The sequence below is a fragment of the Micromonospora sp. AMSO31t genome, from assembly GCF_008868175.1.
Taxonomy (GTDB): Bacteria; Actinomycetota; Actinomycetes; order Mycobacteriales; family Micromonosporaceae; genus Micromonospora.
Genome location: NZ_WBKT01000002.1, coordinates 74,091 through 87,682, shown reverse-complemented (window position 1 = coordinate 87,682; position 13,592 = coordinate 74,091). Strand labels below are relative to the sequence as shown.

Genomic DNA, 13,592 nt, shown 5'->3' with positions numbered 1-13,592 from the left:
GCCTATGTCGGGGTACAACGGGCGGACTGCCCCTGGGCCAGGAGAAGCGCGGCGGCATTGACAAGGTGATCGGCGGTCAAAGTCTATGCCCGCAACCGCGCAGACCCCGGCCAGGAATACCGCACCCTGCCGCCGCCCGGCAAGAGGCGTAGGCCGGCGGCGACCTGGCTCTCTGTGTGAAGTTTAGCCGACTTAGTGCAGGGCAATCGGCGCCCGCTGCTGGTTCTGCGCTGATCCAGGGGGGCTATTTACATGTCGGCCACGATAGGGACGGCGGGCGTGGGGCGGAGTTTTCAGGAGTCTGGTGACGGCTACCGCACGACCGCGCGCGGTCGGGAGGTGCTGGAGACGCCGTTGCTGAACAAGGGGACGGCCTTCACGCCCGAGGAGCGGCAGGCGTTGGGGCTTGAGGGACTGCTGCCGTCGGCGTTCCTGAGCCTGGACGAGCAAGCCGAGCGTGCGTACGCGCAGCTGCACGCGCAGTCGAACGACCTGCTCAAGAACGTCTACCTGGAGGCCTTGCACGACCGCAACGAGGTGCTGTACTACCGGCTGCTCGCCGATCATCTGAGGGAGCTGTTGCCGATCGTTTATGACCCCGTCGTGGGGCAGGCGATCAAGCAGTACAGCCACCAGTATCGTCGGCCGCGCGGGGTGTACCTGTCGATCGACGCGCCTGAGCGGATCGAGGACGCGTTCGGCAACCTCGGGCTCGGCCCGGACGACGTGGACCTGATCGCGGCCTCCGATGCCGAGGAGATCCTGGGCATCGGCGATTGGGGGGCCGGCGGGATTGACATCGCCGTAGGCAAGTTGGCGGTCTACACCGCGGCGGCCGGCATCGACCCAGCCCGGGTGATCCCAGTGTCCCTGGACGTTGGCACCGACAATGAGGATCTGCTCAACGACCCGCTCTACCTGGGCAATCGGCACAGCCGTGTACGTGGAAAGCGCTACGACGAGTTCATCGAGGCGTACGTCACCGCGGCGACCAAGCTGTTCCCCAAGGCGATGCTGCACTGGGAGGACTTCGGTCCCAGCAACGCCCGGCGGATCCTGGAGCGCTACCGCGACCGTGTCTGCACGCTGAACGACGACATGCAGGGAACCGGTGCGATCGTCCTGGCATCGGCGCTGAGCGCGATACGAGTGTCGGGCACGCCGATGCGCGAGCAGCGGGTGGTGATCTTCGGAGCCGGCACTGCCGGGGTGGGGATCGCCGACCAACTTCGTGACGCGATGGTCCGCGATGGTGCCGACCGAGACGCCTCGACGAGGCGATTCTGGTGCGTGGACAAGCAAGGGCTGCTCATCGATGACATGCGGGATCTGCGGGACTTCCAGGTCGGCTACGCCCGGCCGGCCGCGGAGGTCGCCGGCTGGAAGCGGGGGGCGGCGGGTATCGGCCTGGCCGACGTGGTCGCTCAGGTCAAGCCGACGATGCTGATCGGCACCTCGACCGTGCATGGCGCCTTCACCGAGCAGGTGGTCAGGGAGATGGCCGCGCACGTGCAGCGGCCGATCATCTTCCCGCTGTCCAATCCGACCGAGCGGATCGAGGCCATGCCCGACCAGATCATCCCGTGGACCGACGGCCGGGGCTTGATCGCGACCGGGATTCCGCTTCCTCCCGTCACCTACAACCGCGTCACCTACGCCATCGGCCAGGCCAACAACGCCTTGGTGTACCCGGGCTTGGGCTTGGGTGCCATCGTGGCCCGGGCGCGGCGGATCAGCGACGGGATGTTGGAGGCCGCCGCTGACGCGATCGCCGGCATGGTCGATGTGGCCACGCCTGGCGCCTCGCTGCTTCCCCAGGTGGAGAACCTCCGCACAACCTCGGCCACCGTCGCCGTCGCCGTCGCCAAGCGAGCTGCCCAAGAGGGTTTGGCGCAGGTCACGCTGACCGACCCTGTCCAGCAGGTACAGGATGCCATGTGGCAGCCCACCTACCGGCAGGTCACGGCGGCGTCGCGATGAGCGCGCCACAGCAGCAGGACGCCCCGACGATCCGGGACCTGCCGATCGGCATCGACGCGACCGGCACGCGCACAGGGACCGACTCCCCGGCGATGTGGACGTACCCGCCGGCCATTACTGGGGGGCGCAGACTCAGCGGTCGCTCATCCACTTGGCGACGACCGTATGCCGAAGCCCGTGTACCACGCCTATGGCTACGTCAAGAAGGCTGGGGCGATGGTGAACTGTCGTGCCGGGCGTCTGCCCACCTGGAAGGCTGACCTGATCTGCCGACTTCGGGCAGGTGACGCTCTACCACGCTGATCGGGTGGCAGACGGCATAGACATCTTCACTCGCAGCAGCCTGCCACCGGTGAACGCGATGTTCGCGGACGCCAGCGGCACCATCGGCTGGACGGTGGGGGGACCGTTCCCGCGCCGCAGCGGTGGACCGCATGGGTTCCGCACCGACGGTCGGTGATCGACGCCGCAGGACTGGATCCCACCGGCCGAGCTGCCCGGGTGATCCACTCCGCCGACGGCCCCGGTCAACTGCAACAACACCAACGCAGCGATCCGGACGGCGGGGCAAAGCTGGAACCTGTTCCCCGGCACCCGAGCCCGACGGGTGGCCGACCTGCTCGCCACGACCTCCACCCCGGCTCCGGAAACCGCCGCGCGGTGGCAGCACGACGTCAACGCCTCGTTCTACACCTATCACCGCGACCTCATCCGCCGGTATGTGCCCGCTGGCGTGGCCGTGCTCGCGCCGGCGCTCGCCGAGATCGAGTCGTGGCGAGGCACCGCTGCGGTGTACGAGCGTGGTCTGGCCCTCCTGGTGGCCTTCCACGAGTGCCTACGGGACGCGGTGTTCGCCGCCGCCACCCACACACGGCGTGGCACTACGACGAAAGCTCCGGCTACGGCTACCCGATGTGCGGCTGGCGAGGTGGTGGTCTGAGCAGCACGCGACCGCCGCCTACGCCATCGCCGGCATCCGCCCCGACGCCCACGGGGTGTGGTGTGTCGGCGACCGGCAGGTCGGGTTCTTCCTGGAGCACGACAACGGCACTGAGTCCCTGGCCGTCGTCCTGCGCAAGCTGCGCGGCTACGAGCGCCTCGCCCAGTTCGGGCCCCGCTACCCGGTGCTGCTGCGGGTGCCCAGCCGCCGCCGGGAGGCCAACCTCCAACGCGCGCTCGCCGGGGTGCCCACCGTCATGCCCATCGCCACCGGCCTGCACGACGAACACCCCGCCGGACCCGCCTGGGCTCTCGCCTCCGACGCCGGGCCGCGCCGCTGGCTGCATGAACTGCCCTCAGACCACGGCCCTCAACACACCGCCACCAACCCGCACCGATACACCGGAGACGCCGACATCAACTGAGGATTGGCGCGCATAAAGCCCACCGACCCCGCTAGGTCGAACTCGCCGGTGGAGGTCAGGCTGATCGGTCGACCAATAGGTCTGTTTGTGACCTCGGGCCTCCATCCTGGCGGCCTCGGGGATCATCGTCGTCTCTGGGCTTCACGTGGATACCACTGCCGATCGCGACCGTTACCGCCCGCTCGTGGGTCGCTCCTTGCCGACGGTCGCCATGAACAGCTACCTGCCCGACGTCGAGGCGGCGTTGGTCTCGTGCAACGACCGCCCCGCTGGACGGCTCGCGGTGTCCCATCTGGTCTGACTCGGGCATCAACGCATCGGCATGGCCAGCGGATCGGAACGCTTCCGGCCAACGGAGGGCAAGCTCGACGGATACGTGGAAGCCATCCACGGCGGCGGGCTGAATGCGATGGTTCAAGTCGCGCCGTGGTTCACCGCTGAGGCGGGTCAGGCCTGGTACTCTGGCCGGCCCTACTCAAGTCCCCCCGAGAGCCGTTTGCGGGCCAGCTTCAGGTTTCCGCGAGCGATTTCGAGCGACCGATCGTGTCGTGGATCGCTCGTTGACAGGTCCTCCAGAATTCTGACCGCCTCTTCAATGAAGGCCAGGCTGTCCCGGTCCCGTTCCACAGAGGCCATGACGCCCGATCCCGTGATAAGCGCTTGGGCGAGCTCCGCCGACCCTTCATGCGGTTCGACCGTGCGGAACTTCCGTCCCATATCGATGGCCTCAAGCGCGAACTCGATAGCCTCAGTCGGCCGGTCAGTGACCATCAGCATGGTGCCGAGGTTGCGCAAGGTCAGGGCGAGCATGCGCTCGTACGTGGCGGGCATGGCGGCGGCGAGCGGCCGGAGCAACGGCACCGCGGCGAAGAGAGCTCTCGCCGCCTCGCCCGGCTGGTTACTGAGGAAATGTAGCTCCGCTGTGAGAAGAAGTGCGCGCGCCCGGCGGTCCCGGTAACGGCCCGGATAGGCGCCATCCAGTCGGGTAAAGGTCTGCAAGGCATTGTTGACACTCTCGCCGGCGACCTTGAGGTTGCCGAGGGCTTGGTGGCTGGCGGCAATGGTCATAAGGCATTGCGCGTAGTCCTCCTCGATCTGCGGGTCGGTCGAGGCGAGATCGCGCAGGATGTCCTCGGCTTCCTCGGCATGCCGGAGGCCGTTGTCTAGCTGTCCCCGCCGGCGAAGGATGATGGCGGTATTGGTGAGCGCCCGGGCGAGCGCGCGCCGAGTGTGCGGATCCCGTTCGGCAACCTGTCGCGCGAGTGCCAGGGCCTCTCGGGCGAGGGTCTCCGCCTCGTCCAGGCGGTCTATCTGTGTTACGACGCCCGCCAGATTAAGAAGATGCCCAGCAAGGGCCTCGTCGCCGTGGTGGTTGGGGAGTATCCGGGCTAGCTCCCGGGCCTCGTCGACGGCTTCGGTGAGCTCGACCAGTGCCCGCCTCAGGTTGCCGGCGATCGCGTGCCGCACGCCTGACTGCCCCCGTCGGATGGCCGTGACGCCGAAAATGGTCGGACCGCCCAAGTAGTAGTCGGTGAGCCGCTCGGTGACGATCGCGCGGGCCGGATGGAACTCCGGCAGACCGCGCTGCGCGAGGTTCTCGCGGACGGCTTCGAGGGCCGGTGGCTCCAGACCGGGCAGCGACAGGAGACCGGCTAACGCAGGGCCGCCGGCGAGGGCCGCTAGCTCCGGTCTGAGCCGCAGCAACGGGTTAAGCACCTCCGTGGCCAGGTGCGGCCAGCGCCGCGCGGCCTCCGCGAGCGTAGCGATCAGGCGGGGCGTCCACGGGGGCGCGGCGTTCGACGCACCGACGAGGCGCATCGGCGCGTCGGTGGCCCACGGATCGGCCTCGAACGCGGCGACTTGGTGTCCGAGCGTCATGAGCGCGACGAAGTCCTCGCCAAGCAGGTCGGGGTAGAGGGGCTCCAGTGCCAGCCGCTGTTCGGCCGGCGGGTAACAGACACGGTGATCCCGCAGCATCCGGTCTGCCGCCGACGGGTCCTCAAGCGCCGCGGTGACGGCTTTCCGCGCGTCGTCGTGGTCGAGAGGTCCGGTCGTGGTCGCGACGTAAACCAACCGAGCCATGGTGCCAGCGGCGACCGTCACCGCGCCGTCCACGCCCGGGGCGGCGTGGCCCTTGGCGTGCAACCTGTGCCAGTGCAGGCGTTCGCGGTCAAGGAGGTAGCGGGATAACGCTGATTGATCCGCGGGGGGCAGCTGGCCAGTCGTGGCGGCGTGCACCGCGACGAGCGCGGCCATGTGGAGGGTCAGTGCCCTGCTGAAGTAGCCGTCGCCGAGATATGGCGGTGTCGCGACCGACGTGGCCATGTCGGGCGGCAGCTCCAGCCGTTCCGCGAAAGCGTCACGGGCCGCGACGAAGGTCTCCCGGCGTAGCTCAGGTGTCAGGGCTATCGGCGGGAGCGGGGTGGGGTCGGCGACGACGCCAAGACTGGTTAGCTCCGCCCGCAAGATCTGCCACCACGTGCCCGAGTAACGCGACAACAGCAGCACGCGTAGCCGTTTCGATCTGTCATGCAGGGCGGTCATGAGGTCGACGAGGTCCTGCATCGGCCAGCGCTCGGCGTAGTCAATCACGACCATATCCTGGCCGCCCGCGTGGCGACGGCCGGGCGTTCCCGGCCGGTATGGGGCCGCCGCCGTCGTGGTCCAGCCCGCCTTTCGCGATAGCGCCGCGAACCGGTCTGCAAGCCGGGTCTTCCCGTGGCCGCCGGGCGCATGCACGAGTCGTGCTGCCTCGGACGGCCCGCCGTCCCGCCAACTGGTCAGAGAGTCGAGCTCGGCTCCGCGGGCCAGGAACGGGACGACCCGGTAGCGCGCCGATAGCAGATAGCTCAGCGCGGCCTGCGGCGGGATTGGCGGTGCTGCGCCGTCAATCGGTGTCAGGCGCCAGGGCCCTGCTACGCCGAGACTAAGCGGTGGCAGCGAGCCCGATGCTCCGACATCGTCGCGGTCGAACTCGGCGGAATAGCGCTCCTGCCACTCCGTCAAGGAGGCGAGCCGCGTCAGTTCATCCTTCGGTCCAACCCTGCCGATTGCCCAACACACGCGGACGAACGCCTCGACGGTCTTCCATCGGGGCGTTCCGGTCCCGGTAAGGAGGTTCGCTGCGGACTGCCGACTTAGCCCGAGACCAGCCCGATCGGCTGCGGTCTCCAAATCCCGGTACGAAGGCCTCCCAACCCCCACGTGCAGCCGCCGAAGATCGTCTCTGAGCACCGGGGTGACCTCCCACCGGATCGGCGGCTGAAGCCTGTCAAATATCGTGTCCCCGTCCAGATTGGTCAATGCTGGACTACATCGCATCGACCGTTGGTCCTCATCGGCATTTCGTTCGGAGGAGGAAACGATGGTCACCCCTGGTTGGCACAACATTTGGGCCTGGCTGCCCTACGTCACAATCAGCTTGAAGTTCGCGGCGGCCCTCATCGGCTTCGGCGTCGCGGTGGTGATCGCCTTCCGGCGCCTGCCGCGCCGGCGCGCCCCGCGTCGCTGACGACCGCCGGTGGATCGGCCAGACGGCCCAGGCCGATCCACCGGCGCACACGAGGACGGCGCCGTCATGACGCTCACTTCCCTGCTCAGCACCGGACGCCTCCATGACGCCCTGCTAGACCTGATAGTGCCGCATCAGGCAATGTTCGCCCTGTAGTTCGTGACGCGCCCGGTCGGGTTGCTGGCCGCCGCCATCGAGGAGAGGGCCTGTCCTCGATGGCGGCATCGTGACCCGGCAGCTCCTATCGTCTGCTGCCGGCCCGACGGGCTGGCCTCACTTCAGGTGCCGGGCGAGGAATCGGCCCGCTTCGTCGCCTGCGGACTGCGGGACGCCGGTGTGCCCGCCCATGTTGGCGTGCAGTGTCTTCTCCTTGGAGCCGAAGGCGTCGAACAGGTCCAGGGCCGCCTGCCGGTCGTTCCCTTCGTCGTCCCACTGCAGCAGGACGTGCAGCGGAATGGTGACCCGGCGGGCCTCCTCGAACATGGCGCGGGGCACGAAACTCCCGGCGAACAGGACGGCGGCCGCGATGCGCGGCTCGACCGCTGCCAGCCGGGTCCCGATGGAGATCACTCCCCCCGAGTACCCGACCGGGCCGCCGATCTCGGGCAGCGAAAGGAGGGCGTCCAGGGCGGCCTGCCATTCCGGGACCGCCTTGTCGACCAGGGGGAGGATGAGGGCGTCGATGATCTCGTCGCTGACCGGCTCGCGGGCCTCCATCGCCCGGCGCAGGTCGGCGAGGGCCTGCTCGGCGGCGGGCCAACGGGGCCGGTCGCCGCTTCCGGGGAGCTCGATGGTGGCCGTGGCGAAGCCGTCCGCCGCGGAGTGTCGGGCTCGGGCCACCAGGCGGGGGTACGTCTTGCGCAGCCCGAGAGGAGGGGGGCTGAGTAGGATCAGCGGGGCCGGTGCGGAGGCGGGCGTCCATAGGATGCCGGGGATCTCGCCGAGGGTGAATCCGCGCTCGAGGACGCCGTCGTCGAGGCGTTGTTCGGAAGTGAATTGCATGGTCGTGCCTTTCGGGAGTGCTCATGAAACGGCGCTCCCGGACGACCTATCGCTATCGCCCGACCGTGACCCCAGAGGGGAGCACCCATGTCGATACTGCGTTCATGGGTACCACCTCCTTGTTCTCTCGCACGGCCTCCGGAAAGGTAGCAGTGGTCGCCGTGGTCCGCCAATGGGTTTTGCGGCCTGTCCGGTCATGTGTCGGCAGGTCTCGAAGGCATCAAGCAGGCGCCGAGCTTCTTCCTGTTCAGCCATGGACCGATCACGCCGTCGTCTGTCTAACTTCACGACGGCCAGTATCGGGGCGGATGCACGTCGCCCGTCGAGCGGCGGTGGCCGGTTATGCGGCGTTCGCCCTGGCAACGACGGCGCGAAGGTGTTCGTCGGCGGCGTGGCGGTTTCGCCAGATGATGTAGCGGCGGATCATGCTGGCCTGCGCCTTGTGGGTAGCGTGGTCGGTGCCGTCGAGGGTGAAGTAGCGCAGGGCCGTGAACTGGGCCTCGATGCGGTTGAGCCGGGAGCTGTTCGTCGGGGTATAGGCGATCTCGACGTTGTTCGACGCGGCCCCGTCGGCCACGCGGCGGCACTTCCTCGTGGTCAAGTGAGGGGAGAAGTTGTCACAGACGATCGCGATCCGGACCGTCGGCGGGTAGAGGGTGCGCAGGTATCGGCAGAACTCCAGGAACTGGGTGCGCCTCTTGACCGGCTTGATGTGGCCGTAGAGTTTGTCCTTGCCCAGGTCATAGGCAGCAAATAGATGGCGCACTCCGCCGTAGCGGTTGTAGGTCGCCCGCCGCCTGCGGCGCGGCTGCCGGTCGGGATCCTTGTGCTTACCACCGCGCTCGGCCCACTGCCGGCCGGGGTGGGGCATCAAGTTGAGGGGTCCGAACTCGTCCATACAGAAGATGACTTCGGGCTCGTCCTCCTCGGGTATGACCTCGCCGTCGGCGATCGCGTAGAGGTGTTCGACGCGGGCCTTCTTGGCCGCGTAGTCCGGGTCGCGGGAGGTCTTCCAGGTCTTCAGGCGTTGAAAGGAGACGCCTTCCTCGCGGAGCAGGATGCGCAGGCCCTCGTGGCTGATGTCGTCGACCACCCCCTCGGCAACCAGGAAGTCCGCCAGCTTGGTCAGACTCCAAGTCGAAAACGGCAGGTCATGCTCGGTCGGCTTGGACTTCGCGATCTTCTTGATCTCGCGGCGCTCGGGCAGCGTGAACGTCTTCGGGCGGCCGCCGGCGTACTTCGGGTAGAGGGAGGCGAAGCCGTCGGCGTTGAAGTCGTGGATCTCGTCCCGGACCCGGTCTGCGCTGGTGAAGGTGACCTCGGCGATTCTCACTACCGGCATGCACTGGGCGGACAGCAGTACCGTCCGCGCCCGCCGCCAGGTCACCACTGAGCCACTGCCCCTGCGGATGATCCGCAGAAGCTTGGCGCCCTCGTCCTCGTCGATCTCGCGTACACGTACTCGTTCAGCCACCCGCACACCGATGGCGGCCGCACGGCAGACCGTGCGGGACCCCGGGCGGCGCTTCACATCACAACAGGGCAAACGTTGCCTGCTACGGCACTAGCTCTTGGGCGAGGCGCCAGGTGATGTCTCCGCACAGGTATCGAGGAGCGGCTGCCAAGTGTTGTTCAAGTCCGCCGCGGTCAAGGCGCGCCCATCGGCCGCCGCGTCAAGGGCATCGGCCGCCCGGCTCAGAGCTGTCTTGAGCGCCGGGTTACTCGCGTGTGCGACTGGACGAAGGTCGCGAGCCCATGCCTGGAAGTAGGCAGCCTTCGCCGCGCTTGCTGCACCCGGCTTACCGTTGCCGTTGTAGTCCGCTTCCACCGCCTGTACGTAGGCGAGCCGCTCTGGAGAATCGCCGTCCGAGTACCGGCCGAAGACCGAGCGGAAGTTGCTACAGACCTGCCCGGTGTTGTCAACCGGGTCCGCAGTGCCCACCACGTGCCGCAGCCGGCTGCGAACAGCCCGAGGACCATCACGGCAGGCGTCACAAGCCAGCGGCGCATCGCACCCACCCTCTCGAAGATCGGACACAGGCTAGCGACGTCGGTCAGCCCGGCGACGAGCAGGGCCGATACGTCGAGGAGTTGAAGCGGAACTTAGACCGGCTCGCCGATGACCTGCACCGACATGCCAGCGGCCCAGTCAGGCGGCGTTGGTACCTCACAGTACTGCCGGCTGCTTGCCAACGTTTGACGGTGTCTTGTGCCCCATCTGTGCCCCGAGAGGATCTGCCGCACCCAGTCGTCCCCGAGGCGGCGTCGACGCACACGGTTTAGGAATGGTCTAGTGGTTCCTACGCAGACCCTCCTGCAACCAGTGCATACGACCGGACGTTTGCCAGCGATGCACTTGGTCATTCCGTGCATGTTCCGAACCTCATCGGCCGCCGTTCGTTGGCTTGCCTGTGCAGTTCGGGTGCTGGGTGGCGATGTCGGCGGTCTTGCGGTCTACGCCGTCGGGGTTGCGAAACTCCGAGCCTCGCTCTTAACCGAGTGAGCGGTGGAGAGTCGAGCGGCTCGCCATTGCCACGAACGAGGGTGCAGGCCAGAAGGGCCTCGTCTCACCTCCAAGCCGGGCTCCGGTGCGTCCTGGTGACGATGGCCCCCCGTCGAAGGTGGTGAACTACCGTTGGTCTCGTTCCTTCCAATGTGGACGTGACCTAGTTAGAGTGCTAGGGTCTTATCTCATGATCAGAATCACGGTAGGGAAATTGGCCTTTTCTCTGGCTGCGGCGGTTGCGGCCGTCACCCTTACTCCTGTGGCGGCTTCCGCCGCGCCGACGAACTGCATCCTCAGCACTAGCGATTATCCGTACTCCACCTATCCCGGTGCTACGACTCGCTGCGACGGTGGCACCGGTACTTACCGGGTCTGGGTCCGCTGCTGGAACGATTCCAACCGTTCTTACACGTACTATGGCCCCTGGGTGTCGATCGGAAACTACTCCACAAAGGCTTGCAACGCGTCGTACCCCTATCGGGATGGATACGGGCGTCAAACGCAGTAAAGTGATCTGAACAAGGGTCCGGTAGGTATCGGTATTCGCGGTGGGTGAGGTGGAGCGCGGCTCGGACGATGTCGCCGAGATGTCGGGGGCGGGCGGTGGTATGTCGTGTAGTGCGCCAGCGGCCGACCAGGATCACGAAGCGCGTTCTCCAAAGCATCGCATAGATCGAAGACGGCGTTGTAGGTGCGGTTGTCGACGGCGAGGCGGCGGCCGTCGGCAGGTTGCTTGTACGGGGTGTCGGTGCCCTGGGCCACCGCCTTCTTAACCGTAGTCGGCCAGGGTGGACAGGTCCGGCTGTGAGGCGGCCCAGTAGAGGGTCCCGGGGACATCCAGCAGCCGATGTGGCGTCAAGTCATCCTTGGCGCCGAGACGAACGCAGCGACGCGTGCGACGAGGTTGGGGTGGGGATGCGGCGCGAGCATCACGGGCAGGCCCCCGCCTGCCGGCAACGCCGGCCCGAGGGGCCGCAGAGGCTCCGGGGTCAAGGGCGGCCCCGAGGGCCGTCGCGTAGCGACGCGAAGCGCCCTTGAGGTCGGAGGTGCGGCCCCGCATCCTTCGCGCCGCATCCCCACCACGGCCGGCGGTGAGTCGCCCTACGGCGCGGCGGTGCGACCGCTGCCGCGCCTCGGCCGACTGCTGGCCGCGAACCTCACCACTCTCGGCGCTACTGTCTGCGGCGGCCCCAGGGCTTTCCGCTCTCCGCGCCAGCCCGCCGGGTGTGTTGCGCGGCCGGCGTGGAGCGACAGCGGAGCGACGGACGCGCGCCCAGGCGGCGGGGCGCGCGGCCCGTTCAGGGCCGCCTTGAAGACGTACAGAAACTTTTAACCACATCGCCGGCAGCCGGTGTCCGACTCCGGTTGATGCGTTACACGGTGGCTTCACTTGATGGGTGACACTCCGCCGAGTGCTGGTGGAGATGAGCGTGACTGAGCAGCGTTACCGCGCAGTGCTGGAAGCCGAGGCTGGCCTGTCCGTGACCGAGGTCGCCGGACGGTTCGGCGTCTCACGCCAGGCGGTGCACCGCTGGTTGGGCTGGTATCACGATCACGGCCTGGAGGGCCTGGCCGATCGATCGCACCGACCGCATGCGCATCCCGCCCAGACTCCTGGCGAGGTAGAGGCGTTGATTTGCGAACTGCGCCGCAACCATCCCCGCTGGGGCCAACGGCGGTTGCACTACGAACTGGGCCGCCGCGGTTGCCCCGGACCGGTTCCATCGCTGAGCACTATCTACCGGGTGTTGGTCCGACACGGCCTCGGGAGTTGCCCCCTGGTCCTGGACACTTGAGCCTTGGATCGTGATGGTCCGGGGAGATCAGGAGTCCCTGACAGATGGCGAACAAGCACTACCCTGCCGAGTTCAAGGCCGATGCGGTGGCGTTGTATCGGTCTCGGCCGGGGGCGACGATCGCGCAGATCGCTGACGATCTCGGGGTCAATCGGGAGACGTTGCGTAGTTGGGTCCGCGCTGATGATCAACGTCGGGGTGCAGCGGCCGGGCCGGCGGCGTCGCCGGCGGCCGGGTCGGTGGAGGACGAGAACGCCGCGTTGCGGCGGCGGGTCCGGGAGCTGGAGGAGGAGCGGGACATTCTGCGGAAGGCGGCCCGGTATTTCGCCGGGGAGACGCGCTGGTGAACCGCTTCCAGTTCGTCGCCGACCATCAGCAGCGCTTCGGCGTGAAGCGGTTGTGCAAGGTCATCGGGGTGTCCCGGTCGAGCTTCTACTACTGGCGATCGGCCGCCGAAGCGCGGGCCGCCCGGGAGGCCGCGGATGCGGCTCTCGTGGGCCGGATCCGGGCGGTGCACGCCGCTCATGACGGCACCTACGGGGCACCGCGGATCACCGCCGAACTCCGCGATGCCGGTCTGGCGATCAACCGTAAGCGGGTCGCGCGGGTGATGCGCCGCTTCGGCGTGCAAGGGCTGCGGCTGCGCCGACGATCGCGTACGACGGTGCCGGATCCGGCCGCGGCGAAGGCCCCGGATCTGATCGGCCGGGATTTCACCGCCCCGGAGCCGAATCAGCGCTACGTCGGCGACATCACCTACCTGCCGGTCGGGGACCGCGGGTTCCTCTACCTGGCCACCGTCCTCGACCTGCACTCCCGGCGCCTGGCGGGCTGGGCGATCGCCGATCACATGCGCACCGACCTGGTCATCGACGCCCTCCACGCCGCGAAGCGCACCCGGGGCAGCCTCGACGGGGCGATCATGCACACGGATCACGGAGCCCAGTACACGTCTCGGGCCTTCGCCGCCGCCTGCACCGCGGCAGGGGTCCGGCAGTCGATGAGCGCGGTCGGTAGCTCCGCCGACAACGCGGCCGCGGAGTCGTTCAACGCCACCTTCAAACGCGAAACCCTGCAAGGCCGCCGCGCCTTCACCGACGAACGCGAAGCCCGGCTGACCGCGTTCCGCTGGCTGCACCGCTACAACACCGTCCGACGCCACTCCCGGCTCGGACAGCAGCCACCGATCACCTACGAGAAGAGCCCCCGGCCAGCACCGACTACGCTGGCCCCGGCCGCATAACCCCCGTGTCCAGGATCAGGGGTCAAGCCCCCTCATCGACCCTGCGGCGGGATCAGCATCGGCGGCCGTCAGATCAGCGTCGGCATGCCTTTGGCTGGCCAACGAGTCCGGGTCCGCCTCGACGGAATCCTCCTGCACGTCATCGAGGAGGCAGGGCAGCTGCGCCGCACCCTGCGTTGCCCACTCCCGC

General features: G+C 67.9%; 6 protein-coding genes and 3 pseudogenes. 6 read left to right on the top strand and 3 right to left on the bottom strand.

Annotation, left to right across the window (positions count from 1 at the left end):
* Positions 1 to 252 precede the first annotated feature (252 nt).
* From F8274_RS00890 to F8274_RS00870, 3 genes and pseudogenes are all read left to right on the top strand, one after another.
* The gene (locus tag F8274_RS00890) at positions 253 to 1,980 is read left to right on the top strand and encodes an NAD-dependent malic enzyme (protein ID WP_151460330.1); all 1,728 of its coding nucleotides are present in this window, start codon (positions 253 to 255) and stop codon (positions 1,978 to 1,980) included.
* 283 nt (positions 1,981 to 2,263) lie between these two features.
* Positions 2,264 to 2,920, top strand: a pseudogene (locus F8274_RS31600) (penicillin acylase family protein).
* Positions 2,889 to 3,344 (top strand): annotated as a pseudogene (locus F8274_RS00870) (replication-relaxation family protein); the annotation flags it as partial. The pseudogenes F8274_RS31600 and F8274_RS00870, both read left to right, overlap by 32 nt.
* Before the next feature lie 471 nt (positions 3,345 to 3,815).
* On the opposite strand, the gene F8274_RS00865 reads toward F8274_RS00870, so the two are convergent.
* Positions 3,816 to 6,350, bottom strand: coding sequence for a tetratricopeptide repeat protein (locus tag F8274_RS00865; RefSeq protein ID WP_192579648.1), 2,535 nt, complete (start codon positions 6,348 to 6,350; stop codon positions 3,816 to 3,818).
* 358 nt (positions 6,351 to 6,708) lie between these two features.
* On the opposite strand from F8274_RS00865, the gene F8274_RS31060 reads away from it, so the two are divergent.
* A complete protein-coding gene (locus F8274_RS31060) occupies positions 6,709 to 6,855 on the top strand; it encodes a hypothetical protein (protein WP_192579647.1) in 147 nt (48 codons plus the stop codon).
* A gap of 273 nt (positions 6,856 to 7,128) precedes the next feature.
* Here F8274_RS31060 and F8274_RS00860 read toward each other — a convergent pair whose 3' ends face one another.
* On the bottom strand, positions 7,129 to 7,857 hold the full coding sequence (locus F8274_RS00860) for an alpha/beta hydrolase (RefSeq protein WP_151460326.1): 729 nt from the start codon (positions 7,855 to 7,857) through the stop codon (positions 7,129 to 7,131).
* 340 nt (positions 7,858 to 8,197) lie between these two features.
* Positions 8,198 to 9,331, bottom strand: a complete 1,134-nt coding sequence (locus tag F8274_RS00855; protein WP_192579646.1) for an IS630 family transposase — start codon at positions 9,329 to 9,331, stop codon at positions 8,198 to 8,200.
* 2,456 nt (positions 9,332 to 11,787) lie between these two features.
* Between F8274_RS00855 and F8274_RS00850 the strand changes: the two are divergent.
* Positions 11,788 to 12,129: pseudogene (locus F8274_RS00850) on the top strand (helix-turn-helix domain-containing protein); the annotation flags it as partial.
* Between the two features lie 74 nt (positions 12,130 to 12,203).
* Positions 12,204 to 13,402, top strand: a protein-coding gene (locus F8274_RS00845) for an IS3 family transposase (RefSeq protein WP_370518183.1) whose coding sequence is annotated in 2 segments (ribosomal slippage) — positions 12,204 to 12,492 and positions 12,492 to 13,402 — 1,200 coding nt in all. Because the reading frame shifts where the segments join, the coding sequence is not laid out codon by codon here.
* Positions 13,403 to 13,592 lie beyond the last annotated feature (190 nt).